General features: G+C 36.7%; 28 protein-coding genes and 2 pseudogenes. 24 read left to right on the top strand and 6 right to left on the bottom strand.

Features of this window, described 5'->3' with window-relative positions:
- Positions 1 to 13 precede the first annotated feature (13 nt).
- From B1R93_RS00865 to B1R93_RS00840, 7 genes and pseudogenes are all read left to right on the top strand, one after another.
- Positions 14 to 1,459, top strand: coding sequence for a sensor histidine kinase (locus B1R93_RS00865; protein WP_088102108.1), 1,446 nt, complete (start codon positions 14 to 16; stop codon positions 1,457 to 1,459).
- Positions 1,452 to 3,032 carry a response regulator gene (locus B1R93_RS00860; protein ID WP_088102107.1) on the top strand — a complete coding sequence of 527 codons (1,581 nt, stop codon included), beginning with the start codon at positions 1,452 to 1,454 and terminating at the stop codon, positions 3,030 to 3,032. Before B1R93_RS00865 ends, B1R93_RS00860 begins: the two co-directional genes overlap by 8 nt.
- Before the next feature lie 297 nt (positions 3,033 to 3,329).
- Positions 3,330 to 4,427, top strand: a complete 1,098-nt coding sequence (gene chvE / locus B1R93_RS00855; protein ID WP_245308158.1) for a multiple monosaccharide ABC transporter substrate-binding protein — start codon at positions 3,330 to 3,332, stop codon at positions 4,425 to 4,427.
- Positions 4,428 to 4,501: 74 nt separating this feature from the next.
- Positions 4,502 to 6,022 carry a multiple monosaccharide ABC transporter ATP-binding protein gene (gene mmsA / locus B1R93_RS00850; protein WP_088102106.1) on the top strand — a complete coding sequence of 507 codons (1,521 nt, stop codon included), beginning with the start codon at positions 4,502 to 4,504 and terminating at the stop codon, positions 6,020 to 6,022.
- Between the two features lie 11 nt (positions 6,023 to 6,033).
- Positions 6,034 to 7,203, top strand: coding sequence for a multiple monosaccharide ABC transporter permease (gene mmsB / locus B1R93_RS00845; RefSeq protein ID WP_088102105.1), 1,170 nt, complete (start codon positions 6,034 to 6,036; stop codon positions 7,201 to 7,203).
- Positions 7,204 to 7,361: 158 nt separating this feature from the next.
- A pseudogene (locus B1R93_RS23875) lies at positions 7,362 to 7,480 on the top strand (sugar ABC transporter substrate-binding protein); the annotation flags it as partial.
- Positions 7,481 to 7,730: 250 nt separating this feature from the next.
- Entirely contained in the window at positions 7,731 to 8,405 is a 675-nt protein-coding gene (locus tag B1R93_RS00840) for a hypothetical protein (RefSeq protein WP_088102104.1), read from the top strand.
- Between the two features lie 54 nt (positions 8,406 to 8,459).
- On the opposite strand, the gene B1R93_RS00835 is transcribed toward B1R93_RS00840, so the two are convergent.
- Positions 8,460 to 9,722, bottom strand: coding sequence for a glycosyl hydrolase family 18 protein (locus tag B1R93_RS00835; RefSeq protein ID WP_088102103.1), 1,263 nt, complete (start codon positions 9,720 to 9,722; stop codon positions 8,460 to 8,462).
- 220 nt (positions 9,723 to 9,942) lie between these two features.
- Here B1R93_RS00835 and B1R93_RS00830 point away from each other — a divergent pair, with 220 nt between their 5' ends.
- The 4 genes from B1R93_RS00830 to B1R93_RS00815 all read left to right on the top strand — a co-directional run bounded on the left by B1R93_RS00830 (position 9,943) and on the right by B1R93_RS00815 (position 12,672).
- Positions 9,943 to 10,743 carry an ABC transporter ATP-binding protein gene (locus B1R93_RS00830; RefSeq protein WP_088102102.1) on the top strand — a complete coding sequence of 267 codons (801 nt, stop codon included), beginning with the start codon at positions 9,943 to 9,945 and terminating at the stop codon, positions 10,741 to 10,743.
- Positions 10,744 to 10,811: 68 nt separating this feature from the next.
- A complete protein-coding gene (ppnP, locus tag B1R93_RS00825) occupies positions 10,812 to 11,126 on the top strand; it encodes a pyrimidine/purine nucleoside phosphorylase (protein ID WP_088102101.1) in 315 nt (104 codons plus the stop codon).
- Positions 11,127 to 11,192: 66 nt separating this feature from the next.
- Positions 11,193 to 11,435, top strand: a complete 243-nt coding sequence (locus B1R93_RS00820; protein ID WP_088102100.1) for a hypothetical protein — start codon at positions 11,193 to 11,195, stop codon at positions 11,433 to 11,435.
- Between the two features lie 172 nt (positions 11,436 to 11,607).
- Complete coding sequence (locus tag B1R93_RS00815) at positions 11,608 to 12,672, top strand: branched-chain amino acid aminotransferase (RefSeq protein WP_088102099.1); 1,065 nt, start codon at positions 11,608 to 11,610, stop codon at positions 12,670 to 12,672.
- A gap of 43 nt (positions 12,673 to 12,715) precedes the next feature.
- On the opposite strand, the gene B1R93_RS00810 is transcribed toward B1R93_RS00815, so the two are convergent.
- A complete protein-coding gene (locus B1R93_RS00810; RefSeq protein WP_088102098.1) occupies positions 12,716 to 13,018 on the bottom strand; it encodes a DUF3231 family protein in 303 nt (100 codons plus the stop codon).
- 191 nt (positions 13,019 to 13,209) lie between these two features.
- On the opposite strand from B1R93_RS00810, the gene B1R93_RS00805 reads away from it, so the two are divergent.
- The 3 genes and pseudogenes from B1R93_RS00805 to B1R93_RS00800 all read left to right on the top strand — a co-directional run bounded on the left by B1R93_RS00805 (position 13,210) and on the right by B1R93_RS00800 (position 15,989).
- Positions 13,210 to 14,199 carry a sodium-dependent bicarbonate transport family permease gene (locus tag B1R93_RS00805; protein WP_088102097.1) on the top strand — a complete coding sequence of 330 codons (990 nt, stop codon included), beginning with the start codon at positions 13,210 to 13,212 and terminating at the stop codon, positions 14,197 to 14,199.
- Positions 14,200 to 14,581: 382 nt separating this feature from the next.
- Positions 14,582 to 14,973, top strand: a pseudogene (locus B1R93_RS23870) (DUF6886 family protein).
- Positions 14,974 to 14,987: 14 nt separating this feature from the next.
- On the top strand, positions 14,988 to 15,989 hold the full coding sequence (locus tag B1R93_RS00800; RefSeq protein WP_088102096.1) for a DUF3231 family protein: 1,002 nt from the start codon (positions 14,988 to 14,990) through the stop codon (positions 15,987 to 15,989).
- A gap of 28 nt (positions 15,990 to 16,017) precedes the next feature.
- On the opposite strand, the gene B1R93_RS00795 is transcribed toward B1R93_RS00800, so the two are convergent.
- From B1R93_RS00795 to B1R93_RS00785, 3 genes are all read right to left on the bottom strand, one after another.
- The gene (locus B1R93_RS00795; RefSeq protein WP_245308157.1) at positions 16,018 to 16,641 is read right to left on the bottom strand and encodes a class D sortase; all 624 of its coding nucleotides are present in this window, start codon (positions 16,639 to 16,641) and stop codon (positions 16,018 to 16,020) included.
- 16 nt (positions 16,642 to 16,657) lie between these two features.
- Positions 16,658 to 17,617, bottom strand: coding sequence for a processed acidic surface protein (locus B1R93_RS00790; protein WP_088102095.1), 960 nt, complete (start codon positions 17,615 to 17,617; stop codon positions 16,658 to 16,660).
- Between the two features lie 265 nt (positions 17,618 to 17,882).
- Positions 17,883 to 18,065 carry a hypothetical protein gene (locus B1R93_RS00785; protein WP_088102094.1) on the bottom strand — a complete coding sequence of 61 codons (183 nt, stop codon included), beginning with the start codon at positions 18,063 to 18,065 and terminating at the stop codon, positions 17,883 to 17,885.
- 217 nt (positions 18,066 to 18,282) lie between these two features.
- Between B1R93_RS00785 and B1R93_RS00780 the strand changes: the two genes are divergently transcribed.
- Positions 18,283 to 19,755 (top strand): MHYT domain-containing protein, encoded by a 1,473-nt coding sequence (locus B1R93_RS00780; protein ID WP_165763694.1) that lies wholly within the window; start codon positions 18,283 to 18,285, stop codon positions 19,753 to 19,755.
- Positions 19,756 to 19,881: 126 nt separating this feature from the next.
- Positions 19,882 to 20,619, top strand: coding sequence for a MerR family transcriptional regulator (locus tag B1R93_RS00775; protein WP_088102092.1), 738 nt, complete (start codon positions 19,882 to 19,884; stop codon positions 20,617 to 20,619).
- A 70-nt stretch (positions 20,620 to 20,689) separates the two neighbouring features.
- Here B1R93_RS00775 and B1R93_RS00770 read toward each other — a convergent pair whose 3' ends face one another.
- Positions 20,690 to 21,061, bottom strand: a complete 372-nt coding sequence (locus B1R93_RS00770; RefSeq protein ID WP_088102091.1) for a DoxX family membrane protein — start codon at positions 21,059 to 21,061, stop codon at positions 20,690 to 20,692.
- A 175-nt stretch (positions 21,062 to 21,236) separates the two neighbouring features.
- Here B1R93_RS00770 and B1R93_RS00765 point away from each other — a divergent pair, with 175 nt between their 5' ends.
- The 8 genes from B1R93_RS00765 to B1R93_RS00735 all read left to right on the top strand — a co-directional run bounded on the left by B1R93_RS00765 (position 21,237) and on the right by B1R93_RS00735 (position 26,251).
- Entirely contained in the window at positions 21,237 to 21,677 is a 441-nt protein-coding gene (locus B1R93_RS00765; protein ID WP_088102090.1) for a GNAT family N-acetyltransferase, read from the top strand.
- Positions 21,678 to 21,708: 31 nt separating this feature from the next.
- On the top strand, positions 21,709 to 22,224 hold the full coding sequence (locus B1R93_RS00760) for a GrpB family protein (protein WP_088102089.1): 516 nt from the start codon (positions 21,709 to 21,711) through the stop codon (positions 22,222 to 22,224).
- 58 nt (positions 22,225 to 22,282) lie between these two features.
- A complete protein-coding gene (locus tag B1R93_RS00755) occupies positions 22,283 to 22,834 on the top strand; it encodes a GNAT family N-acetyltransferase (protein WP_088102088.1) in 552 nt (183 codons plus the stop codon).
- Positions 22,835 to 22,965: 131 nt separating this feature from the next.
- Complete coding sequence (locus B1R93_RS22850; protein ID WP_165763693.1) at positions 22,966 to 23,118, top strand: hypothetical protein; 153 nt, start codon at positions 22,966 to 22,968, stop codon at positions 23,116 to 23,118.
- Positions 23,119 to 23,161: 43 nt separating this feature from the next.
- Entirely contained in the window at positions 23,162 to 23,773 is a 612-nt protein-coding gene (locus tag B1R93_RS00750; RefSeq protein ID WP_088102087.1) for a histidine phosphatase family protein, read from the top strand.
- A 134-nt stretch (positions 23,774 to 23,907) separates the two neighbouring features.
- Positions 23,908 to 24,324: a GNAT family N-acetyltransferase gene (locus B1R93_RS00745; RefSeq protein WP_245308156.1), complete on the top strand. Its 417-nt coding sequence runs from the start codon at positions 23,908 to 23,910 to the stop codon at positions 24,322 to 24,324.
- Between the two features lie 79 nt (positions 24,325 to 24,403).
- Positions 24,404 to 25,012, top strand: coding sequence for an HAD family hydrolase (locus B1R93_RS00740; protein WP_088102086.1), 609 nt, complete (start codon positions 24,404 to 24,406; stop codon positions 25,010 to 25,012).
- A 252-nt stretch (positions 25,013 to 25,264) separates the two neighbouring features.
- Complete coding sequence (locus tag B1R93_RS00735) at positions 25,265 to 26,251, top strand: HD-GYP domain-containing protein (RefSeq protein WP_088102085.1); 987 nt, start codon at positions 25,265 to 25,267, stop codon at positions 26,249 to 26,251.
- The last annotated feature ends 20 nt before the right edge of the window (positions 26,252 to 26,271 follow it).

Below are 26,271 nucleotides of genomic sequence, written 5' to 3'. Positions count from 1 at the left end.
AGGAAGATGAAAAATGTATAAAATAAAAACGAAACTCATGCTGTTTTATGTCATTTTATTTCTTATTTTAAATAGTTTATCAATTTTTTTATTTTACAATCATAAACAAACGGTACAGCAATATGACCACATCCTTAATCGATTCTTTTTATTGAATGATGTTTCTCAAAAATCTAATGAATCATATGAATCCATGAACGCTTATTTGAACAAAAAAATGATCGATGATTTAGAAGAGTATCAAAATAGCAGGGACCAACTTTTTCAACTACAGGAGCAATTGCAATATGAATTAAAAAACCAAAATAATGCAACGCTTGTGACAAATTACGAAAATATGATTCAAAGCTTGGTAGATGAAAGTGACTTGGCCGTATCAACCTTTTTAAATGACGATATTGAATTATATTCCGTCAAGCAAAGAGAGGCACTTAAACTACTTGGCTTTATTCAAGAGGAAACCTTAATTTTATTAAATAATGAACTGTCTGAATTTCAAGCCTTTTATGATGCAATGAACAAACGTAATGCTTATATGGAATCAATGGGAATTGCAATGTTTTCTGGGACGTTTTTAATGGGTTTACTTTTTGCCTTTATCTTTAGTAATGATATAACGAAGCCGATTCACCGTTTAACGGGGGCCGCACGTGAGATTGCTAGAGGAAATTTAGAAGGAGAAGACATACAAACTCCAAGAAAAGATGAGCTCGGATTTTTAACGACAACCTTCAATCAAATGAGAACGGATTTGCATTATTTAGTAAGGCAAATAAAAGATAAATCAGAACAAGAAAAGCTGTTAAAGGAAATGGAATTAAAGAGCCTGCAAAGTCAAATTAATCCGCATTTTTTATTTAATACGCTTAATACGATTGCGAAAACCGCTTATATTGAAGGCTCAGAACGTATTTATCAGCTTATCACATCCATATCGAAACTGTTGCGTTATAATTTAAGTCAAATTGAAAAACCAGTTACATTGGCTGATGAAATTAATATAGTCAAAGAGTATTTCTTCATTCAAAAGGCTCGATTTGAGGAAAGAGTCCACTTTAAAATAGATGTGCAAGAAGATTGTTTATCACATCGAATTCCGATTTTGACATTACAGCCACTTGTGGAAAATGCTTTTATTCATGGAATCGAGCCTTTTGAAAAAGAGGGTGAAATTGCGATAGAAGGCTTCGTCAATGACGGGTATGTTTATTTGAAAATTCGTGATAATGGAATTGGTATGGATAAGGAAGTGAGTCAAGTGTTAACAGAACACCCTTCAGAGCGAATGGTGAAGTCTTCCGGTCATTCCACAGGCCTCGGCATGCATAACGTCATTAGGAGGCTGCAAATGTTTTATCAAACGGATGATATTTTAAGCATCTATTCAAATAAAGGACAAGGTACAGTGATTCAATTAAAGTTACCGATTCAAGGACAGGAGGAGGGGTCAGATGTATAAAATCATGGTAGTAGATGATGAGATGATAGAGCGTCAGTGGCTTCGAAAGATTATCAGCGATCGCTACCAATCACAAGTTGAAATTGAAGAAGCAGAAAATGGTCGAACAGCGATTTTAAAAGCAGAGGAGTTTAGACCTGATATTGTTTTTATGGATATTAAAATGCCGGGAATTAACGGAATTGAAGCTGCCCAAGAAATAAAAAAACAAAATCATGCGACACGATTTATTATGGTTTCTGCCTTTGACACGTTTGAATATGCAAGACAAGTGATGAGAATCGGTGTAAAGGAATATTTACTTAAACCGAGTACAATGGAAGAAGTCATACAATCACTAGAGCAGGTGATTCGTGAAATTGTTCTTGAGCGTAGTAAGAGGGAAGAGGAGCTCATGCTAAAGGATAATTATCGAAGGGCGTTGTCGGTCGTTCAATCAAAGGTAATAACTTCCTTATTAATGGGCGATATGGCCGAAGCCGAAATGGCCGAGTTCGAAGATGATTGGGAACGCAAACTAGAGAAAGATAGCTTTGTTATGGTCTTCGAATTTATGAAGGATGGAGAATCTATAGAGGTGTCTGAACTTAAACAATATAGCTCATTTATTCATGCTCATTTGAATCATTATTTTTGGAAAAGCTTAATGGGACCCCCGCGAATCAATCGACTTCCTGTCCTTATTCAATTAAGGGAAGAAGAACGAACCGATCTAATTTCATTAAAAAGTAGAGCGCTTTCTACAGGAAAGGAAATGATCGAGAAGTTTCGACATCGCTATCCGAACACTCTCGTCTCAGTTGGGATTGGGACAAAGTATCATGAGATTGATAAATTTGTCCAGTCTTATCATGAAGCGATTTATGCTTTGACAACGTCAAGCCGACCGTACTCGTGCATCTATTATAGCCAACAAGTGAGAGAAGGAAATGATTCAACCTATCCGTATAAACCCGAAAAACGGTTACTTGAGGCTATTACAGCAGGGTTAACAGATGAACTTTCCCCTAAGTTTACCGAGTATTTTGATGCCATTTCGTCGTTTTGTAATGGGTCTGTCGAAGAGATAAAAAAGAAGGTTTTTGAATTTTTTATCGTATTAAAAAGACAAATGATAGATTCAGATCACACAATTGAAATTAATGAACAGTTTTTACATGCCAATGTACTTGGGGCACTACGTGAATCAATCTATGATGAAATGCTACGGATAAACACTCACATTCATTCAATGTATTATTCATTGAATAAGGATGTTATGGCAATTGCAAAAGATTATATAGAAGATCATTATGAGAAGCCGATAACGTTAGAAGATGTTTCTGAAGCAGTGCAATTAAGCCCACATTATTTTAGTAAGGTATTTAAAGTAAGAACAGGCAGTTCCTTTATTGATTATTTAACGGAACTTCGTGTAAAGCGGGCAAAAGAGTTAATGCGTACGAAGGAGCGGAATTTAAAAGAAATATGTTTTGCCGTCGGCTACAAAGATCCGAATTATTTTAGTCGAGTTTTTAAAAAAGTGACAGGAATGTCCCCAAGTGAATATCGACAAGATGCTTTAAATTTATAATTTGAGCTCTTTATAAATGTCTCAAAAGGATAAATCCCCCTTTTGAGACATTTTTTGCGCTATCATACACATTGTTCGTTCAATAAATTAACTAATTGTGATATAAAAGTGCTACTTAAATTAAAAAAGTACAGATTTGCTCAAAAAATGATATCGTTTTCAATAAAAGGAGGGAAGAAGTGAAGCAAATCGTAAATTCTTATAGAATGAAAGCGCACTAAATGTGGACAATATATCCTATAATCGTAACTGTAAGCGATTCCACTTATGTTTTAATAAAAAAAAGGGGGAAGTACAGTGAAAAAAGTACTAGGAATTTTTCTAGCAGCAATGATTTTATTTGTAATGGCTGCTTGTGGTGGCGGTAATGAAGAAGGCGGTGGAGAAAACGCTGGTGGAGATACAGGCGGCACAGGTGAAGCTGGATTTGTCGGTATCGCAATGCCAACAAAGTCTTCCGAAAGATGGGTACATGATGGAGATAACATGGTAAAGGAATTTGAAGCTTTAGGCTATAAAACTGTTCTTCAATATGCGGAAGATGTTGTAGAAAACCAAGTTTCACAAATCGAAAACATGATTACACAAGGTGTTGACGTACTTGTTGTTGCGGCAATCGATGGTGAAGCGTTATCAAATGTTCTTGAGCAAGCAGCAGCTGCAGACGTACCGGTTATTTCTTATGACCGTTTAATTAAAGGTACAGAGCATATTTCATACTATGCTACATTTGATAATTTTGAAGTTGGGGTATTACAAGGTTCTTACATTGTTGAAGCATTAGATTTAGAAAATCAAGACGGTCCATTTAACATTGAATTATTTGGTGGTTCTCCAGATGATAACAATGCATATTTCTTCTATGATGGTGCAATGTCTGTATTACAACCGTACATTGATGAAGGCAAGCTAGTTGTTAAGAGTGGTCAAACTGGTATGGACACTGTTTCTACACTACGTTGGGATGCAGCACTTGCTCAAGCTCGTATGGATAACCTTTTAAGCACATACTATACAGATGATGAAGTTCACGCAGTTTTATCTCCATATGATGGTATCAGTATTGGTATTATTGCTGCACTTAAAAACATTGGTTACTCGGACCTTCCAGTTGTTACAGGTCAGGATGCTGAGTTAGCTTCTGTTAAATCAATTGTTGCTGGTGAGCAAACAATGACAGTATTTAAAGATACTCGTGAATTAGCGAAGAAGGCCGTTGAAATGGCTGATGCAGTTCTTAAAGGTGAAGAGCCTGAAGTTAATGACACAGAAACATATGACAATGGTGTGAAAGTAGTACCTTCTTTCTTACTTGAGCCAGTTCGTGTTGATATTAACAACTACGAAGAAGTTATTATTGAAGGCGGATACTACACTGCTGAGGAAGTTCAATAATTAGAAGTTGATAATTTAGTGGCAGATCTCTGCCACTAAATTATTTATTAAGCTATGAGGGTGTGGTGAGGAAAATGTCATCAGTTATTTTAGAAATGAAAAATATCACCAAGGAATTCCCTGGAGTTAAAGCCCTTGATAATGTAAGTTTAAAAGTTATTGAAGGTGAAATTCATGCACTCTGTGGGGAAAATGGTGCAGGTAAGTCGACATTAATGAAGGTTTTAAGTGGTGTTTATCCTCATGGAACGTATGAGGGAGACATTTTATTTGAGGATAAAATTTGTGAATTTAAAAACATTAGGGAAAGTGAAGATTTAGGTATTGTTATTATTCACCAAGAGTTAGCACTTATTCCTGAGTTATCGATTGCGGAAAATATCTTTTTAGGAAATGAACAAGCAAAAAGCGGTGTCATTGATTGGAACCAAACGAAAGTAAAAACAGTTGAACTTTTAAATAAAGTAGGCTTAAAAAATGAATCACCTGATACATTAATTAAAGATATCGGGGTCGGGAAACAACAATTAGTTGAAATTGCGAAAGCTTTATCTAAAAATGTGAAATTACTAATATTAGATGAACCGACGGCTGCTCTTAACGAAAATGATAGTGAGAACTTATTAAATTTATTAATGGAGTTAAGAAGTCAAGGCATGTCAGCTATTATTATTTCTCATAAATTAAACGAAATTAAAAAAGTAGCGAATTCCGTAACGATTATTCGTGATGGACAATCGATTGAAACATTAGCGACTTCTGATATTACAGAGGACCGAATTATTAAAGGGATGGTTGGACGTGAACTAACGAACAGATATCCTGATCGCGAGCCGAAGGTTGGTGAGACCTTTTTTGAGGTTAAAAACTGGACGGCATATCATCCCCTTCAAGCTGAACGAAAGGTTGTTAATAATGTAAACCTTCACATAAAAAGAGGCGAGATTGTCGGGATTGCTGGATTAATGGGTGCTGGACGTACGGAGTTAGCGATGAGTATCTTTGGTAAATCATATGGAAAAAACATCTCTGGCGAAGTGATTAAAGATGGAAAAGCACTTGATTTATCTGATGTAAATAAAGCGATTAATGAAGGTATTGCTTACGTAAGTGAAGACCGTAAATCTTATGGCCTTATTTTAATGGATGACATTAAGCAAAACATTACATTAGCAAACCTACCTAGAATTACGAAAAATACCGTTGTTAATGAAAATGAAGAATATATACATGCAGAAGATTTCCGTGGAAAGATGAATATTAAAACACCAAGTGTAAACCAAATAGTTGGTAACTTAAGTGGTGGTAACCAACAGAAGGTTGTTTTAAGTAAATGGATGTTTACTGAACCTGACCTTTTAATTTTGGATGAACCAACACGCGGAATTGATGTTGGGGCAAAATATGAAATATATACGATTATTAACCAATTAGCGGACCAAGGAAAAGGTGTTTTAGTCATCTCATCCGAATTACCTGAGGTTATTGGAATGTGTGATCGTATTTATGTAATGAACGAGGGAGAAATTACCGGGGAAGTTAGCAAAGAGGCTGCTTCACAAGAAACATTGATGAAGTACATGACGAATAAGTAGGAGGGAACACGATGGACACAATTAGAAATCTCTTAAAAAATAACATGAGACAATACAGTATGATTATCGCATTAGTCTTAATCGTGCTATTGTTTCAATTTCTTACAGGCGGTGTATTATTAAAGCCGTTAAATATTACAAACTTAATTCTACAAAACAGTTATATCCTAGTGTTAGCGATTGGGATGGTACTCATTATTATTACAGGGCATATTGACTTATCAGTTGGTTCGATTGCGGCCTTTGTAGGAGCGATTGCTGGTATTTTAATGGTAAGCTTACAAATGAACCCTGTGTTAGCTGTTATTATTTGTTTATTAGTTGGAGCGGCAATTGGAGCGTGGCAAGGCTTTTGGGTTGCTTATGTTGGCATTCCAGCCTTCATTGTTACATTAGCAGGGATGCTTTTATTCAGAGGATTAACACTTGTTGTACTTAAAGGACAATCGATTTCACCGTTCCCTAAAGAATTCCAACAAATTAGTAATGGATTCCTTCCGAATATTTTCGGAAGTGAAAAAGGTGAATTACAAATCTTTACGATCGTCGTAGGGTTAATTGTTTCAATTATTCTGATCGTACTGGATATTAAAAACCGAAATAATGCACAAAAATACAGTTTTGAAGTATTACCGAGTGGGTTATTCTATGTTAAGCTAATTGCTATTTTTGCTATTGTAAATATTTTCACTTATACTTTAGCTACTTATCGTGGAATTCCTTATATTTTAGTCATTTTGTTTGTTTTAATTGCGTTTTACTCATTTGTCATGAAAAAGACGATTATCGGTCGACACATTTATGCAGTTGGTGGAAACCTCAAGGCGGCAAGTTTATCAGGTGTAAAAACGAAGAAAATTACATTTGGTGTTTTCGTTAACATGGGCTTCTTGTCAGCTTTATCAGGTTTAATTTTCGCAGCACGTTTAAATGCTGCAACTCCAAGAGCTGGTAACTTATTCGAGCTTGATGCTATCGCAGCCGTATTTATCGGTGGTGCGTCTGCATACGGTGGTGTAGGTACTGTTGGTGGTGCGATTGTCGGTGGTCTCGTAATGGGTGTCATGAACAACGGGATGTCGATTTTAGGTTTAGGTATTGACTGGCAACAAGCAATTAAAGGTTTAGTGTTACTTTCAGCAGTTGCCTTTGATATAATTAACAAGAAAAAAGGTTCATAAATCATTTATTAACTCTTCTTGGGGTGAAAACCTCAAGAAGAGTTTTTTTGTGCGAGAGGACAGGGATTATGGCTGACGAATCAATCGTAACGATCGAACTTAGTTCATTAAAGTAATTAAGTTAAGTAAATAATGCTTATTTCTTCTATGATGGAGCATATGATAACAGTGTAAAAGTAGTACCATCTTACCTTTTGGAGCCAATCTATGTTGATAAAATAACTATGAAGAAATTATTATTGATAGTGGGTATTATACAGAAGAACAAGTACAATAATATAGAGGAAGGACCTATCTAAAATGTCAATGAAGCAGGGGCCAAGGTTCAATTCGCTGCTTTTCATAAGACTTTAACAGATGTAGCGACTCCATTGCTTCAGAGGTGTCCCACAAGTAAACATATACTTTGGGACACCTCCTTCTTTGTTTTAATCTCAGTCAGTACGAATAGATGAGGCTTGAGCCTTTTTCTTTATGACTCATTATTTGGTATAGTTTATGACATACAATATAAAGGAGGGATGTTTATGAAAGCTTTCATCAGTGCGTTGGCTTTATGCTTGCTTCTACTTGGTTGTGGTACTTCAGAGGAGACACCAGAACAGGAGTCTCCACCACCAGAAGAAGAACCAAGTGAAAATGGAGAAGAGCCAAATGAAAATATGGAAGAGGACGAGTTGAATCATAATGAGGACGACAGTGAACTCGCACCTGCAGAAGCAGCGGATCAGATTGTTGAAGCGTTAAAAAACAAAGAGATGAGTACCCTAGCTCAATATATTCACGCAACAAAAGGTGTCCGTTTTACCCCATACGGATATGTTGATCCTGAGTCAGATTTAGTATTTGAGTCTCATGAATTAACGACATTACTAGAAGATGATACGAAATATGTTTGGGGTCATTTTGATGGTACAGGTGAACCGATTGAATTAACGTTTGCAGAATACTACGAGCGTTTTGTATATGACCAAGATTACTTGAATGCAGATGAAAAGTCGGTGAATGAGAGATTAGGACATGGAAACTCACTTGATAATAGCCAAGAGATTTATCCGGAGGCAACCGTGATTGAATATCACTTTCCTGAAATTGATGAACAATACGAGGGGATGGATTGGAAGAGTCTCCGGATTGTGATTGAAAAGGAAGAAGGCGAGTGGAAACTCCTTGGGATTATTCATGATGAATGGACGATATAGTAAAACAAAGGGCCTGTCCAAAATGGATAGGCCCTTGATAATACAGTCATATCTTTATCTACTTAAGACAGAATCAATACTTTCCCAAAAATCTCTTGTCTCTTGTCCCATTCTCCACATTGAAACACCTGCAAGATTATAGGAATGAACAAGTTCAGTTTTTAAGGCAATACTTGTATTGTTCTCAAACCAAACAACATGTGAATCGCCATACTCGTCTACATAGTGAAAATAAGGACTTTGGGAAGTAGAATCCCACTGAATCATCGGTTGACGTTCATTTATTAAAGCTTGAATTTGTTTTAACGTTAACGCACGGTGACCTGTTCCCTTCGTTGTATTCCAATCATAGCCATAGGCTGGAATACCGATAAGAAGTTTTTCACTTGGAATATGAGAGGTAGCATAATTTAACACTGTTTGTACCCAATTTAGCCCCGCAACAGGACCAGGTTGCCCCCATGAACCATGTTGATCATAGCTCATAATTTGAACGTAATCGACGTTACTTTTCCCAATAAAGTCAAAATCAAAGGTTCCTGACCAAGCCCATGAAGGACAATCGCATGTTTTTGCAGGAACGGAAACCATAACTGGAAGGTCATTTGAATGAAACACGGATACAGCTTCTGATAGGAATTGATTAAAATAAGGACGATCAGTAGCATACATATTTTCTAAATTAATATTAACACCATCATAGCCATTGTCTTGAACGAGCTTTAGCATATTTGCAATTGCTTTTTGACGAAGAGCAGGGTCTTGTAAGATTTGACTCGCTGTAATCGGATCAAACTTATTTTGAACCGTTGCGTACGTAATAACAGATTGCTGCTTAGAGAAATCAAGCGCTTCTGTCGGCATAAAGCCCGTGATCGTACCATCTCTTTCAAAATCAAAAGTAGCTGTGGCGATCGTATTCAAATAAGGGTGAAACTCAGTTAATGAATGGTAAGATCCTAAATCGGTTTGCCAGTATTTCGTATAAAATCCTAAAACCATCGGGGATGTGACTTCATCTGATGGAGGTACCGTCTCATCTGGACTCGGTTCCACAATGACCGGTTCTTCAGTCACTGGTTCTTCTGTAACAGGTTCTTCGGTAGTTGGCTCTTCAGTAACCGGTTCTTCGATTACATGCTTCTTTGCTTTTCCGGGTGGAAGTGTTTTCGTACCACTTACTTCAAAATACTGTTCTTCTGTCGTTTTCGTGTTCCCTTTTCCATTATTATTTTTTGAAGCTTCTGTTGGTAGATTCATAGACAAAAAGCTTAACGTGAATAGAAACATAAACAGAAAGATGATTTTTTTCTTCATGCTGTAATAACCTCCGCAGTTTATTATGAAGTACTCTTCTATTATAAAAAAGAAAATGCTATGAAACTATTAGAAAAATACGGTAATAACAGAGTGAACGAAAATATGTCGGTCTTTCCCTTTTTTCGTTCACTCCATAACAGCAGTATGTATGTTACCTGCTAACCTGCATTGGATTATGTTAAATTAAGGATATGAAAGCTCAAAAAGGAGAGGTTTTATGAACGCAGTTATTTCGGTAAACGATGTAAGCTGGAGACGAGAACAGAAACTAATTCTTAATAAAATTTCATGGACCGTAAATAATGGTGAGCATTGGGTTGTATTAGGGCTAAATGGATCTGGGAAAACCTCGTTGCTTAATATGGTGATGGGCTATCTTTGGCCGACGAAAGGCACGATAACCGTTCTTGGAGAGACGTTTGGCCAAACGAACATTCCTGAGGTAAGAAAAAAAATCGGCTGGGTTAGCTCATCAATGGATGAACGATTTTTATCAAGGTATGCTGATTCAGCCCTCGAGGTCGTAATGAGTGGAAAGCATGCATCCGTTGGTTTGTATGAATCTTTTACGAAGGAGGATACAGAACGTGCTGGCATGCTCTTACAACAATTGAAGATTGAACGATTAGCACAAGAGTGTTACATTCATTTGTCGCAAGGAGAAAAGAGAAGGGTAATGATTGCAAGAGCACTGATGGCCTCTCCTCAGCTATTAATTCTTGATGAACCTTGTAATGGACTTGATATTTTTGCACGTGAGCAATTACTAGATACTGTTCAGACATTGGCAGAGCAGCCACATGGACCAACGTTAATATATGTTACCCACCATATTGAGGAGGTCGTACCAGCGGTTTCTCATGCATTGTTAATCAATCAAGGAACCATTGTCAAAGCAGGGAAAAAGAAAAGTACATTAACGAATGATTTCCTATCGCATACCTTTCAGCTTCCATTACAAATTGATTGGGAAGCAGAGCGACCGTGGCTACAAATTAAAAAGGACGAGTCGCGATAAATGTTGTTTCCCTTTTCTTTTTTTTATGGTAAATTTATCTGGATTACAAAGAGAGAGGACTAAGAGAGATGTCACAATTTGAGAATGTTACAATAGTAAAGCAGGCGAATGTTTATTTTGAAGGAAAAGTTACGAGTCGTGCGGTGTTATTTAATGATGGTACTAAACGTACACTTGGGATTATGTTACCTGGTGAATATACATTTTCAACTGAGTTAAAAGAAGAAATGGAAATTTTAGCCGGTCATCTAGAATATAAATTGGCTGGTGAAGAATGGAAAACAATTGAAGGGACGGGCGTTTTTTATGTGCCTGCGAATGAATCTTTTGAATTAAAGATTCATGCAGTTGTTGATTATTGTTGTTCATATTTAAGTGAATAAATTTCCAAAGCCTTGTGCATCATAATGCATGAGGCTTTTTTTGAATGAAATGAAAGGAGGGGCACAATGACAAACGAAGAGATGGTAGAAAAAATTGATAAGCTACAAACAGGAAAGTCGAATGAAGAAATTTTTGATCGGTTGCGTCCTCCTGAAGAATTTGGAGATGCAGTTAAATTAACGTATAATCTAGAAAATGAATCCTTTCATGCAACAGTGTTTGATCCACAAACGAAAACGATTTACAGTGAAATTGATATACTAGAACGAGAGCATGTTCTTTCATTTATTAAAAAAACAGTGAACTAAGGTAGTTTTATTAAGGGGCATCACCTTTAAAAAGCTATCTTATTTTTATTATTATATGCCATGAGTTAACTAATCTATAAAGCTTGTCTTGTGTGGGGATTCTATTTACAATATAGAAATACGATAGATAGAAATAGCTAGAAGCATTTGAGTAAACAAAGGAGAGGTATGGATGACTGAGAGTGAATTAAAAATAATAAAGAGTCAGGTTGAAAAAACGAAGCCAGAGAATTTGTCGTTCGGTAAGCAATTTACGGATCATATGTTTGTGATGAATTACATAACAGGAAAAGGCTGGCATAACCCAAGAATTACGCCATATCAGCCTGTTACTCTTGATCCGGCAGCGATGATTTTTCATTACGGACAAACCGTTTTTGAAGGATTAAAAGCATATCGTACAAATGATGATCGGATTCTGTTGTTTAGACCTGAGCAAAACTTTCAACGTTTAAACCGTTCAAGTCAACGTTTAAGTATTCCAGCCATTGATGAGGAGCTCGTTTTATCTTATTTAAAGACACTTCTTGAAATTGAAAAAGACTGGGTTCCAGAGAAAGAAGGAACATCCTTATATATTCGTCCGTTTATCATTGCAACTGAACCCAATTTAAGTGTCAATCCATCACATGTATATTCCTTTATGATTATTTTATCACCAGTTGGATCCTATTATGCTGAGGGGATTCATCCAGTATCTATTTATGTTGAAGACGAGTACACAAGAGCTGTAAAGGGAGGAACTGGAACAGCAAAAACAGCTGGAAACTATTCGGCAGCCTATAAAGCGCAAGAGCGAGCTGCTGCTCAGGGCTGTGCCCAAGTTCTTTGGTTAGATGGAGTTGAAAAGAAGTATATAGAAGAAGTAGGGAGTATGAATGTCTTTTTCAAAATAAATGGAGAAATCATTACGCCTGAATTAAATGGCAGTATTTTAGAAGGAATTACGAGAAAATCAATAATTGAGTTATTGCAACATTGGGGTTTGCCTATAAAGGAAAGAAAAATCTCCATTGATGAATTATATCAAGCATATGAGGCAGGTATGTTAGAGGAAGCGTTCGGTACAGGGACAGCAGCTGTCATCTCACCGGTTGGTGAAATGAATTGGCAAGGTAAAAAAATGGTCATAAATCAGAAGGAAACGGGTGAATTATCAAAGAAACTCTATGATACGTTAACGGGTATTCAAACAGGGAAGCTGAAAGATGAATTAAATTGGACCGTGGAAATTTAATAAATGATAAAGGAGGGGATGACAGATTAAACACCCCCTCCTATTACACTTTAATGCTGTTTTTTATTAACTCTCTTCGGTCCGCCGCATGAGGTGGTCGTTCGAACCATGCATAGTCAATCATCATATTCAAGCCATCTTCTGCATAATGGCCAGCCTCAGCAGTGAGTCTTACGTAAGTAGCGGCTAAATCTCGTCTAGGGCTCACTGACATCGCGGCCCCGTAATTCGAAATACCATTTGACAAAGGATGCTTATTAAAAATATCATAAGCCAGCGTAATGGCGTAGTTGGTGAGCCCACCTTTTGTCATATGTTTTACATAGAAAGAAAATAAAAAATGCATATGTGCATACTATCAGCTAAAATATGTAGCCCGCAAACTTGAAAGCTCAGCTGATGTTAAACGAATAGGGTGCTCTGACTTCACTTTAGATGCCCTCCATTTTAATAAGTTGTTAAATAGCATCTCCTATTTGAAGTTAAATTATATGATATATTCTTTAGATATAAACAAAGCAGATGAGGTGTTGAAGTATGGGGCAAATGCTCGAAATTGCTTATGCAAATTTATTATCACCGATGATATTATTTTTTTTAATAGGGATCGTGGCTGTATTGGTGAACTCTGATTTAAAAGTACCAACAGCGTTTTATACAGGCTATACGATGATTATTTTGTTTACGATTGGCATCAAAGGAGGCGTCCAATTAAGAAATGTAGCCTTCTTTGAGATGCTTCCAACGATGATAACAGCTGTCTTATTAAGCTTAATTATGCTTTTTATTGCTTTTATCGTTGTCTGGAAGCTGTGTAAATTTTCAGTTGAAGAGTCATGGGCAATAGCAGCCCACTACGGTTCTGTTAGTGCGGTTACCTTTATCGCAGGGTTAGCCTTTTTGGATAAAATCGGAGTTGTTTATGAAAGCTATATGTCAGCGATTCTCGTCATAATGGAGGGTCCTGCGATTGTATTAGCGATTATTTTTTATAAAATGTACGTTCAAAAGCAAGGGGAAGAGGCTAAAAATCCAGAATCCGGCTTATCACACGTTGTGAAGGAAGCCTTTTTTGGAAAAAGCATCTTTTTATTGCTAGGTGGTATTTTTATTGGTTTGGTTGCACATACTGAAGGGTTAGCGTTAATAAAACCGTTATTTGGTGACTTGTTTTATGGCATCCTTTGTATTTTTTTATTACATATGGGGATGATTGCAACTCAAAGCATTAAACAAATAGAGAAAATTCAACCGCTGTCCTTTATTTTTGCGTTTCTCCTACCAGTCATAGGTGGAACGATTGGTGTAATCGCGGGTAATCTCATTGGCCTTTCTTTAGGAGGCGCTTTTATTCTAGCAGTATTAACAGGAAGTGCCTCCTATATTGCCGCTCCTGCGGCGATTGCACAAGCGATTCCAAAAGCGAACTCGGGAATCTACCTAGGATCTGCGCTCGGCTTAACATTACCCTTTAATTTAATTATTGGGATTCCATATTATTATTGGATTGCTACCATTTTTAATTAAACGATTATAGAAGGTTGTCCCAAAGGAACAGGGGCAACCTCTATTTATTGAGAAGAAGTTGGAGATGTTTTACGATAAATACATTAATTAACAAAAAAGTTGAGGGGTAGAATGTACTTTTTCATTTTAGCGAGAATCCATCAATAAAAGAATTCCAACCTAGAAAATCAAAAGAGCAACTCCCACCGGTTGTAGAGGGCACTGAAAAAGGGTGCTTTTCCCTTTTTCAATGCCCTCGAAGCAATGTGCGGAGCCGTTGCCATCTTTTTAAAAGCCTGCTATGAGTGGGTTTCTCTTAGCAGGCGAGCAACGTGTGAAGCCATTGCTGCTTCCTGCGTGACTTTCAAGGTTTCATTATTATTTTCCACGCGATTGTCCACGTATTATTTATTCTAAACCTGATGAGATAAGTGAAGCGAATGAAGCTGCATGGCTTGACCGTATTCAAAAAGCAACAATATACCAATATACATTTCCTCAAGGCTCGTTTACATTATATGACCAAACAGCGGGTACTATATTTCCCAATCACCTGTAACGCCGATAACTGTACACCCTATTAATAACTTAATTGAAGAAATAGTTAAAAAAGGTGTAGAGCTAATAATTACTCCGGATCTATACAGCCTTCGAGATGCTATCCTTGCTTCTACATTTGAGAATTTTTCGGTGATCCGCTTTAGAAATGCTAAGAAAGAAAGTGATAAATCTTTAAAAAGAGCAATAATAGAGCCAATAATCGGTTATAATACCTTCTATCATGAACGGGAATGAAAGGAGGTGTGTTTATGGAGAACCATCATATTCGTCTCACGTCTTCAGAAGTAGGAAATTTATGGGTGAATTACCTTAACGATAGTATGGCGATTTGTGTGCTTACCTATTATTTAGCTCATGTTGAAGATACCAAAATAAAAAAAGTATTAGAGCACGCATTGGACCTTTCTAAACAACATGTTGATGTGATTAAAGAAATATTTAAGGAAGAAAAAATTGCTATTCCTCATGGCTTTACCGATGAAGATGTCAATTTACATGCACCCAGGTTATTTTCCGATGAATTCATGCTGCTTTACACAAAACACATGACAAAAGGTGGATTATCCGGTTACGCAGCGGTTTTGCCAAATACCTTCCGAGATGATATTCGAGAATTTTACATGTCAGCTATTTCCTCTACAATGGAGCTATTTAATGATGCAACAAAGCTGCTTCTTTCAAAGGGGTTGGAAGTTAGGGCCCCATATGTTCCGTATCCAGAACAAGTTGAATTTGTGAAGCGTGAATCATTTTTAACTGGCTGGTTTGGTAAACAAAGGCCGTTAAGTGCTGTTGAGATAGCCCATCTTTATGCGAATATCCAAACGAATCAAATGGGAAAAGCGATGACCACAGCATTTGCTCAAACCGCTCAATCTAAAGAAATACGTAATCATATAATCAGGGGAAATGAAATTTGTACTAAGCATATTGCTATTTTCTCAAAGCATTTACAGGAATCCAATCTACCTGTTCCAACAACATGGGATGCCGAGGTACACCCGACAAAAAAGGGGCCATTTTCAGATAAACTCATGAATTATCATATAGGTGTGTTAAGCTCTACTGGAATGGGTAACTATGGAACCGCGATGTCACTTTCACCGAGGCGCGATCTAACAACGGAATATAGTCGCCTATTAGCAGAGGTTGGACTGTATGCAGAGGATGGACTGGAAATCACAATAAAGCATCAATGGTTAGAACAACCTCCACAAGCTGCAGATCGTAAAGAACTAATGAAACAATAAACGAAGAAAGAGGGGATGTTCCAATAGGTTAAGATCGAACCTTTGGGACATCCCCTTCTATATTCGCAGCGATTAAATCAGCAATTAAAACAAAACGTTGTGGAGCATTCCCAAAATAGCCAAAAGGGTAACAGGTGATAACGGTTAATGTTGCTTTTGGCTTCGGTACAATAACGGTGCGATTTTCTTTATCGACGATTCTGATTTTTTTAACTTGGTAGGTGAATCGACCCGAGTCTGTTTCAATGATAAAGCGATCACCTTTTTCAATCTTACCGAGATGACGGAATACAGTATCACGGTGACCAGATAAAACCGTATTGTTGTCTTCGCCAGGTAAGGCGGTCTTTTCAACATGACCAATTCCTTGCTTAAGCTGTTCTTCTTCCGCACCATAATAAATCGGAATTTTGGAATCAAGTTTCGGAATGAGTAGATGGCCATACTGTTCTCCATATGAAGGAGTTGAGTCTTGTAACGGTTCTGCTTCTGTATGTGTACGTTCAGTTTTGTCGACTGGATGCTCAGGAGGAGGACCTGAATGTAAGGACTCCACTGCTGAAAACCCTTTGAAAAATGAGTAGGCATTCATACTTGTTATACTAAATCCGATAAAGAAGAGAAGAAGAATGATGCGCTTTTGATGCATCATTCTTCCGACCATTCGTTTATGAGGCATGATTCAGCTTACGATAACGAACATACAGAGCAATAGATAAAATCATAAGGAACGCACCGAACAGCATATTTCCAACATAAGGTGAAGCGGTTTCGGGCATTTTTTGACCGAGTGGGTGGGCATGCGCCAAATGAGGCACCTCTGGTAATAAATGACCCATTTCGGTTATGAAATTAGATGTAAATAAATTTTCATCAATGTTCATATCCAATAACAGATTACCTTCATGATCATAAAACTCAATGAGCAGACTTTGCCCATTCAAGCTTTCCATCCCCAATAGAGTGGTAAGCGATACAACGTCTCGCTGGCCATTTGTTTCTAAATAAAACGTAGCGCTCATTTTAAAGGCAGCAAGCATGTCTGTAAAGAGAGAGGCGATTTCTTGTTTTTGCGCTTCAGTTAATTCTGTTGCATCTGAAAAATCTTCCATCGCCATAATCCGTTCCTCAATCGCAGCCATTTGTTGTTCAACCGTCTCCTCATCTAACTGACTTAAATGAAGAAACACTCTTTCTAACTCTTCATCAGTAATCCCTAAAAGTGCAAAGAAATCAACGACCTCATCCATTTCGCCACTGTAATTCGTATAAAAGTCAATTGCTGCATCTAAATCCTCAAGAAAATAATAATCATCAACGCTTTCTCCATACTCAGCGAGAAGGGCTTCAAGCTCTTCTAAGGACATATTATATTGCGTTAACAGTTCCTGACGATTTTCAGCCGTAATTGGTGTACCTATCCAAGCCTTTAGCTCTTCAAATGTTTCAAAATCTTCAATGGACATGTCGAAATAATCCTGTAAGTAATTTTCAAGATCTGACGCTGACCAACCGATTGGTGAGAGATATGCTTCTATTTCCTCATGATTAATTTGTGCAACTGTAGTTAATGGAAATTGCATACCAACCATTACAACAATGATAAGTATTGAAAGTAGTCGTTTCACAATAATCCTCCTATGAATTGAAAAATTGGTATGTAACGTATCTTTTGTAGTAAAAAGAAAAATATACCATCTTTAAAATGATTTATTGTTTTAGGAGGAAGCTAATTGTTCACGAGGGGGAAAGGAAAGGTGGAAAGAATTCAAAACCGGCTGTTTATTCGAATTAAGTGTTTTTATAGAGAGGATGGATTTAAATGGATGCATGGCTGAAAACCGAAATGAGCCATTGCAGTCCACTGCAATGGCTCATTACATTTTTTATTAACTAACGTTGAACGGTATTATTTGAATAGGTTTGAACCATTTTATATAGGTTTCTATGAGCCTCTCTTAATTTAATCGTTTCGTCAATAATTTGTTGGAATCCTTCTAGCTCTTTATCAGAGGCATTTAAGATAGATTTGGAAATGCCTTCTGCTACTTGCTGTAAGGTGAAATCACGGTTCAAAAAACAACACCTCCTTTGAACAATACTACGTAAAGCTGATAATGTATAATTCTATAACCTTTCTTTTATAAATTATAGTATCTCCACGACATTACCATCTCATTTTGAGAATCTTACAACTTTCTAATTTTGAACTGTCTAACATTTACTTGAAGGGTTTAAGGTTCATTCATTATGGAAATACATGTTAATACATTTTGAGAATGGAGAGGGTAAAGTGGAACAACATTTACATCATTACAATGTCTATTGGCTTGTTTTTTCAGTGCTGCTCGGAGTTCTTTTTTCATACATTGCTCTAGATCTCCGTTGGAAAATGCTAATATTCAAAAATGCAATGTATAAATTATGGCTACTAGGCTGTGCTTGTAGTATGGGGATCGGAATATGGATGATGCATTTTGTCGGAATGCTAGCGATGGAAATGCCTATCGTCTATGATATAAGAATTGTAATTGTATCAATGCTATTATCGATTATTGGAACAGGAATTGCTTTTTTTATAATGAAAATGACAAATCCAAGACTGTTTTTAGCGAGCCTTTTTATGGGTGGTGGGATTACGCTCATGCACTATCTTGGGATTAGTGCAATGAATGTAAATTATACGATTCATTACCAACCATCAATTGTTATTTTATCTATCCTTGTCGCGCTTATCTCATCATACGGTTCATTACGTCTACTCTTTTATTACAGTGACTCATTAAACTTCGGATGGCGGATCGCTAGCAGTATTTTAATGGGACTCGGAATTGCAGGGATGCATTACAGTGGGATGTGGGGCACCGATTTTGAGCTTAAACCATTTCAAATTTTAAGCCAACCTTATCATGTACTATCAGACACACTTAGTTCTTATATTAGCGTACCAGCCTTTCTCGTATTATTTATCATGTTTTTATCCGGTGCATATTTAGATAAAAAACTTGTAGGTCAAATGAAAGAGTTGAAAGAACGAGAAGAGATGTTAATCGAAACAGAAAAGCTTTCTCTAGTAGGTGAGCTTGCCTCAGGAGTTGCCCATGAAATTCGAAATCCATTAACAACACTAAAGGGATTTACGAAAATGATTTATCAACATTCACAAGAAAAAAGCCAAAAAAAATATTTAAAGATTATGATGGATGAATTGGACAGAATTAATCTTATTGTCGACGAGTTTATGGTACTTGCTAAACCACACTTAGTGAATTTTGAAAAAAAAGACTTGTCGCAAATTATAAATGAGGTCGTCACTCTTTTAAGGACACAGGCAATCATTAAAGATATTGAAATTGTAACAGTATTAGAAGGACATTCATTTGATTTGATATGTGAAGGAAACCAAATTAAACAAGTCTTAGTAAACTTAATTAAGAATTCAATTGAAGCGATGTCAAACGGAGGAAAAATATACGTCAAATTAGAAAAAAACGGGGGGCGGTTCGTTGTCTCGATTATTGATGAAGGAGAAGGAATTCCACAAGAAAACCTTCCTCTACTAGGAAACCCTTTCTATACAACCAAAAAAGAAGGGACGGGATTAGGCTTAATGGTGACTAAGAAAATCATCCAAAACCATAATGGTACATTTAAAATCACAAGTCAACCAAACAATGGGACAAGGGTAACGGTTTCACTTCCGATTGATGGAGATCATTTAGAAATAATGAAACAACAAAAACAGTATGTTAATAATATCTCATAAAGTTAAACGACCTTGCTTTAAGAAGGTCGTTTGTTTGTGTGGATGGATAGAATAAAACACTCATTCTTTGATTGACTCTTACGTTACGTGATGCGCTAAAGTGAGTAGTGAAGGGAGGCAAGAGTGATGAAAGTGAGAGAGCTTGCTGACTTAGTTGGGATTAGTGTACGCACGCTCCACTATTACGACGAAATAGGATTATTATCACCAGATGGGACGACGGAGGCAGGGTACCGGCTGTACTCAACAGAGAACGTTGAAATGCTGCAACAAATATTATTTTTTAGGGAGCTCGGTTTCCCACTAAAAGAAATTAGAGACATCATTAGCAAACCGAGTTTTGACCGACAAGCAGCATTAGTGCAGCACCGAACGACTTTAATTGAAAAACAAAGAAAGCTGGAGACATTAATTCATACTATTGATAAAACGCTTCAGCATATGAAAGGAGAAATCGAGATGACAAATCAGGAGAAATTTGCCGGCTTCGATTTTAGTGTTAACCCTTATGAACAAGAGGCACGCGAGCGATGGGGGGATAAACCGGTTAATGATACAAATGCAAGACTAGCAAGTTTAACAGAGAATGAACAAAACACGCTCACTCAACAATGTGAAGCAATTTATACGAAGCTAGCAAGTATTCGAAATGGATCGCCATATTCACCAAAAGCGCAAGCAACGATAAAAGAATGGTTTAAATTGTTAAACCGTCACTTTGGGAACTATTCTCTGGATGCATTTAAAGGTTTAGGGAAGCTATATGTCGACGACGAAAGGTTTACTAAAAATATTGATCAATACGGTGACGGTTTAGCAGCGTTTATGTGTGAAGCAATGGCGAACTTTGCAGATGAAAACTAAGTATACTTTATAGGGGATCCCCAATAGGCTGAGCTTTTGGGGATCCCCTTTTTTTTGATGAAATACTGATTTATTTTTTTAAAAGCCCACTGAAATTATTTCGGTACATATAAATAAGATAGCCATGACAGGCAATGAGAAGAAGTGCTAAAGGGAGTAATGAATGGTCAACGAGGAGATGAAGTAAAAAAATATTAGCAGTTATCGGTAACAGCATGGCTAGTGCTAAAGATACGTAGCGGTTCATCAATAATAAAACCCCAAAAATGACCTCGAAAGCTTTCACAAAAACTAAAAGAAATTGATATTCAAATAACGCCATGGCCTGTTCACTTGTTGAGAAGAAAGGTTCTAGACCAGCTAAAACAAAAAATCCATTTACTCCAGCAACAAAGAAAATAAATCCTAATATGATTCTTGAGACAAGTATAAGTATGTTCATAAACACTCCTCCTACAATAATCAAATTAAAGAATTAGTGTTATCTTTTTCCATTTTAGCACGTATTCAAAGAGAAATTTGGGTTAAAATACAGATTTTTTTAAATTATATTAACAATTTGGATATTTTAGTTTATATTGTAATGTATTAACATTTCGGTGAGGAGTGGAAGCTAGATGGCTAGAGTGGAAAGAATCAAAACAGAATCAGAAATCCTATCAACCTTTGCAACTGTGAATCAATTGCGACCTCATTTAACAAAGGATGGTTATGTAAAAACGATAAAGCGTTTAATGGATACATACGAGTATACGTTAGTTGCAGTTATAGAGGAGGCCCAGGTTAAGGCTGTAGCAGGATATCGATTATCTGAATCGTTAGCATGGGGAAAATATTTGTATGTGGATGATTTAATTACAGACAAAGCTAGTCGGCGAATAGGGTATGCTCAGCTATTATGGGATTGGCTTTATCTGGAAGCGGATAAGCATGAGTGTGAGCAATTTCATTTAGATTCTGGAGTAAATCGACATGAAGCTCACAGGTTTTACTTAAAGACTGGATTAGCTATTACTTGTCACCACTTTGAGATGAACGTTATAAATAAGGACTTATAAGAGAGAATAATAGATGTTAGGTGGTTGTAAAATGAGAAAGTTGGTGTTCACACCTTATAATCAACAATGGCCATCTTTATTTAGAGAAGAAGCTAAAAAGATAAAGAAAATTTTCGGTAATGAATTAATTGAAATCTACCATATTGGTAGTACCTCCATAAATAGATTACATGCCAAACCGATCATTGACATGATGCCTGTCGTTAGAAATATTAAACACGTAGATCTTTATAACGGAGCCATGACTAAATTAGGGTATATATGCAAGGGGGAAAATGGAATTCCCGGTCGTAGGTACTTTCAGAAGGGGGGAGATATTAGAACCCATCATGTTCATGTTTATGAAAACGGAAATCCTCATATTGAGCGTCATTTAGCATTTCGAAATTATTTACGTGAACACCCACAGGAAGCAAAGGCATATGGGGAGTTAAAAAGAAAGTTGGCTGAATGTTTTCCAAACGATATTACATCGTACATTAAAGGCAAAGAAGCACTAGCAATAGACATCGAAACGAGAGCACTTGAGTGGATGAGACAGCAATAAGTCATGACATATTAAAGGTTGCTTAATCAACCTCTATCAAAGGAAAAGAGGAATTTCAATGTTTGTACATACGATTAATGAGGACTTGGCTTTAAAGCTAATCGGAATTGATGATGCTGAACAAATATTTAATTTAACAATTCAGAACAGAGACCATTTACGGGAATGGCTGCCATGGATTGATCAAAGTAATCATCTCGATGATACAACCACTTATATTAAGAGTTGTTTAACTGGCTTTGCGAAAAATGATAGCTTGCAAACAGTTATCATTTATAAGAACCAATATGTAGGTGTAGCGGGCTTCAATCAACTTAATTGGGGAAATAAAACAGGACATATTGGCTATTGGCTTGGAAATGATTTTCAAGGTAAAGGCATTATGACGACGGTCGTACAGGCTTTAACCGATTACGGTTTTAATAATTTAATGTTAAATAAGGTAGAAATAAGAGCTGCTGAAGCGAATAGAAAAAGTAGGAGTATTCCTGAACGTTTGGGCTTTAAACATGAGGGAACAATTCGCAGCGCCCAATGGCTTTACGACCACTATGTTGATATGGTTATTTACGGCATGCTCAAAAATGAATGGAATAAAGCAAAAAGGTAGGAGTCTATTTTTATTCAGTAGGCTTCCTGCTTTTTTGTTATACATGATTGTTCTATCTGCGGAAGTCAAAGGAAGTAATTGAATATATTCAAAAAAATGGTAACATATATTTGGATAGAGGTGGTGGATAGATGAACATTACGTCTTTTTTAAAAAAGCTGAATAAGCAGGTGAAGGGGGAGCAGACCTCTTCGGATCCACAGTTTCTTAGAGATGTGATAATATTTGGTCTGTTTCTATTATTCTTAATTTTAATTCTTTCGTTATCTGCTCTGTTCAACTAAGTGGTTAAGAACAAGGGAAAAATGCAATTAGGAGGTCTATTAGATGCTAACCTTATATATTACGAGACACGGTGAGACGGAGTGGAATAAGCAAAAACGGTTACAAGGCTGGAGTGATTCTGATTTAACTGATAAGGGGATTGCCAATGCAATAAGCTTAGGGGAACGGTTGAAAAGTATCAACTTAAACGCGATTTATTCGAGTCCTAGTAAGAGGGCTAGTGACACAGCGAAATTGATTTGTGGTGATAAGGATATTCCGATTATTTATGAAGACAAACTTAAAGAAATATATCTAGGGAGCTGGGAAGGACGAACTCAATCGGAGCTTGAAGAGAACTACCCATCTGACTACTACTCATTTTGGAATACTCCACATCTTTACACATCAAAAGACTGCGAAAGCTTTGGTGAGTTACAGACAAAATTAGTCGATGTGCTACATACAATTAAGGAAAAAAACATATCTGGAAATATATTAATTGTCACACATGCTGTTGTCATTAAAACATTGATGGCATATTTCAAAAATGTTCCTGTTGCAAAGCTTTGGGATCCTCCATTTATTCACGATACAAGTCTTACGGTGGTCGAAGTAACGGGCAATGAGTACCGGATTATGTTAGAAGGCGACTTAGCACATCGGGAACAGTAAAATGAATAGTGTAAACATGCAAACTCCCTAGTTAGAGGTATAATCTACTTCTTTAGGGATTTTTTTTATTTAATTATTGTATAAATAATCACGGTTATGTATAATTATAAAATATTATCAGGAGGTGGATAATTATGGGTATTGTAAACATAAAGCTTTGTGAAATCATGCCGATGAAGTCGGATTTAGTAAAGTTATATGAGACTACTGGCTGGAACTCAAAAAACATGTTCACTGAGGAAGAAATCTACAGAGCAATTAGTAATAGCTGGTATTACGTTTCGGTTTATCATAAGCAACAATTAATTGGGTTTGGAAGAATAATCTCTGATGGGGCTTACCAAACATTTATTTGTGATGTAATGGTAAGTCCTGAATTTCAAAATCAAGGGATTGGACGAATCATTGTTAAGACATTAATGAATAAATGTCAGCAAGAAGGCGTGAAGTGGATTCAGTTATTTTGTGCTAAAGGAAAACAATCGTTTTATAAAAAATTGGGCTTTGTCGAAAGAGATGCAGAAGCACCTGGAATGGGATTATTTTTATAATTTCTGGTTATTCACTCATTTGAACGTATGTTAAGCTTAAAAAAGCTTCATTATCTATGTAAAAAAGGAGCGACGATAAATGGACAGTATTATCTTTGATTTAGATGGAACATTGTGGGATTCATTGGACACAGTTGTAGATGTTTGGAATGATGTGCTTGGTAAGTACCAGGCAGGTACAATAAAAAAATCAGAATTACAGGCTTTGACCGGGCTGCCATTTCAAAAAATTGCAGAGAAGCTACTACCTCATTTGAACAAGGAGCAAATAAATCAGATTTTAGATGAATGTAATCAATCAGAATGTGAAGCTTTGAAAATGAGGGGTGGGGTTTTATACCCGAAAGTTGAGGAAACCCTTCAACGTTTATCGCACTATCGTCTGTTTATTGTGAGTAATTGCCAAGATGGATATATTGAGGCGTTTTACGATTATCATAAATTAAAGATGTACTTCGAAGACTACGAAAACCCAGGTCGGACGGGGCTTTCTAAGGGAGAGAATATAAAACTAGTCATTGAACGAAATGGATTAACAAGCCCTGTTTATGTTGGGGATACAGAAGGCGACCTTGCAGGAGCGAAGCACGCTGGAATTCCTTTTGTATATGCATCATATGGATTTGGAGATGTTCAACATTATGATTATAACATCAAGTCGTTTGAAGAACTTTTAAGCCTATTCTAGTCTATAAAGTAGGAGAAATAAAGATAAACGAAAGAGAGATAGTAGTATTTTACTATCTCTCTTTCGGTTTTAGTCAAAAAATACTACGATTCGACAAAACGAGGTGGAAAATATGCTGTTGTTATTGTAGAATAGGTAATTAGAAAGCAGTCCTTAGACTCTGGTGAACGAGCGGGAAGAACGATGTGTCTAAAATGCAGCTGTGCCAAATGAAAACATATAAGGACCCATACCATTTGGAAGGTGATTACTATGAGAATGATTGAAATAAATGAATATGATGAAAGCTCTATGCAACTAGCAAAACCTGTATGTGATTCTAAAAGAAGAGTTCTTCTTGGGAGTGGAAGTAAGCTGCATCCGAAATATCTAGAAAAACTTATACAAATGGGTATCAAGTATGTTTTTGTTGAGGATTCAAGCTCAAAAGGAATTTCTCTTGATGAAATGCTTGATATGCCGACCTGGATGGATATTATTACAGTAGTTGAACGTTCTTTTAACTCGGTCGTTACGAATAAACCTTTACCGATTGTCGACCTACAAGTAGCTGTAAAAAAGTTAATTGAGGAAATCAAGAAGCGTGATGCAATCATGTTAATACCGACTACTGCTGTAGACAGTCTTTTGACTCCTTTTGCTCATACCGTAAATGTGACGCTTATTGCCCTACAAATAGGGAAAAAAATCGGGCTTACGAATTCCGCTCTTAACGATTTAGGAATTGGTTGTTTACTTCATGATATTGGGAAATCAAAAACCAATGTCAAAGAAGAACATCCAGAAGCAGGCTTTAATATTATACGGTCTAACCGAGAGCTCAGTCTTATGTCTGCACATATTGCCTATCAGCACCATGAAAGATTAGATGGAACAGGTTACCCACGTAACCTTTCTGAAAACGACATCATTGAATATGCCCAAATTTGTAGTATTGCAAATGACTATGATAATTTCGTTTCAATTGAAGGAGTTGTCCCACATGAAGCGATTGAACGTATTATGACGTTTTCTGATACAAAATATAGTCATTCTCTTGTAGCGGCGTTTAGCCAAGGCATTATCAGCTATCCTCCTGGCACAAATGTTAAGCTAAACATTGGCACAGGAATTGTAACTAGAGTCGAATCGAATCCGCATCGACCAATTGTTAAGCTACATAAACTCTTGAAAGAAGTTGATTTAAATAAGCAACCGACGATTGTAATCGAATCGATTTTAAAAGAGAAAGTTGTATAAACTAAATAGAAGGTGGGATA

The organism is Halalkalibacter urbisdiaboli (assembly GCF_002156385.1).
Lineage (GTDB): Bacteria > Bacillota > Bacilli > Bacillales > Bacillaceae_D > Halalkalibacter_A > Halalkalibacter_A urbisdiaboli.
Note: the sequence above shows the minus strand (reverse complement) of the source record. Positions and strands in the feature narration are given on the sequence as shown.

Excerpts from the sequence above, each read along its gene's own strand:
- B1R93_RS00865 (WP_088102108.1), top strand. The coding sequence starts at position 14 with ATGTATAAAATAAAAACGAAACTCATGCTGTTTTATGTCATTTTATTT.
- B1R93_RS00860 (WP_088102107.1), top strand. The coding sequence starts at position 1,452 with ATGTATAAAATCATGGTAGTAGATGATGAGATGATAGAGCGTCAGTGG.
- mmsA (WP_088102106.1), top strand. The coding sequence starts at position 4,502 with ATGTCATCAGTTATTTTAGAAATGAAAAATATCACCAAGGAATTCCCT.
- mmsB (WP_088102105.1), top strand. The coding sequence starts at position 6,034 with ATGGACACAATTAGAAATCTCTTAAAAAATAACATGAGACAATACAGT.
- B1R93_RS00840 (WP_088102104.1), top strand. The coding sequence starts at position 7,731 with ATGAAAGCTTTCATCAGTGCGTTGGCTTTATGCTTGCTTCTACTTGGT.
- B1R93_RS00835 (WP_088102103.1), bottom strand. The coding sequence starts at position 9,722 with ATGAAGAAAAAAATCATCTTTCTGTTTATGTTTCTATTCACGTTAAGC.
- B1R93_RS00830 (WP_088102102.1), top strand. The coding sequence starts at position 9,943 with ATGAACGCAGTTATTTCGGTAAACGATGTAAGCTGGAGACGAGAACAG.
- ppnP (WP_088102101.1), top strand. The coding sequence starts at position 10,812 with ATGTCACAATTTGAGAATGTTACAATAGTAAAGCAGGCGAATGTTTAT.
- B1R93_RS00820 (WP_088102100.1), top strand. The coding sequence starts at position 11,193 with ATGACAAACGAAGAGATGGTAGAAAAAATTGATAAGCTACAAACAGGA.
- B1R93_RS00815 (WP_088102099.1), top strand. The coding sequence starts at position 11,608 with ATGACTGAGAGTGAATTAAAAATAATAAAGAGTCAGGTTGAAAAAACG.
- B1R93_RS00810 (WP_088102098.1), bottom strand. The coding sequence starts at position 13,018 with ATGCATTTTTTATTTTCTTTCTATGTAAAACATATGACAAAAGGTGGG.
- B1R93_RS00805 (WP_088102097.1), top strand. The coding sequence starts at position 13,210 with ATGGGGCAAATGCTCGAAATTGCTTATGCAAATTTATTATCACCGATG.
- B1R93_RS00800 (WP_088102096.1), top strand. The coding sequence starts at position 14,988 with ATGGAGAACCATCATATTCGTCTCACGTCTTCAGAAGTAGGAAATTTA.
- B1R93_RS00795 (WP_245308157.1), bottom strand. The coding sequence starts at position 16,641 with ATGATGCATCAAAAGCGCATCATTCTTCTTCTCTTCTTTATCGGATTT.
- B1R93_RS00775 (WP_088102092.1), top strand. The coding sequence starts at position 19,882 with ATGAAAGTGAGAGAGCTTGCTGACTTAGTTGGGATTAGTGTACGCACG.
- B1R93_RS00770 (WP_088102091.1), bottom strand. The coding sequence starts at position 21,061 with ATGAACATACTTATACTTGTCTCAAGAATCATATTAGGATTTATTTTC.
- B1R93_RS00765 (WP_088102090.1), top strand. The coding sequence starts at position 21,237 with ATGGCTAGAGTGGAAAGAATCAAAACAGAATCAGAAATCCTATCAACC.
- B1R93_RS00760 (WP_088102089.1), top strand. The coding sequence starts at position 21,709 with ATGAGAAAGTTGGTGTTCACACCTTATAATCAACAATGGCCATCTTTA.
- B1R93_RS00755 (WP_088102088.1), top strand. The coding sequence starts at position 22,283 with ATGTTTGTACATACGATTAATGAGGACTTGGCTTTAAAGCTAATCGGA.
- B1R93_RS22850 (WP_165763693.1), top strand. The coding sequence starts at position 22,966 with ATGAACATTACGTCTTTTTTAAAAAAGCTGAATAAGCAGGTGAAGGGG.
- B1R93_RS00750 (WP_088102087.1), top strand. The coding sequence starts at position 23,162 with ATGCTAACCTTATATATTACGAGACACGGTGAGACGGAGTGGAATAAG.
- B1R93_RS00745 (WP_245308156.1), top strand. The coding sequence starts at position 23,908 with ATGGGTATTGTAAACATAAAGCTTTGTGAAATCATGCCGATGAAGTCG.
- B1R93_RS00740 (WP_088102086.1), top strand. The coding sequence starts at position 24,404 with ATGGACAGTATTATCTTTGATTTAGATGGAACATTGTGGGATTCATTG.
- B1R93_RS00735 (WP_088102085.1), top strand. The coding sequence starts at position 25,265 with ATGAGAATGATTGAAATAAATGAATATGATGAAAGCTCTATGCAACTA.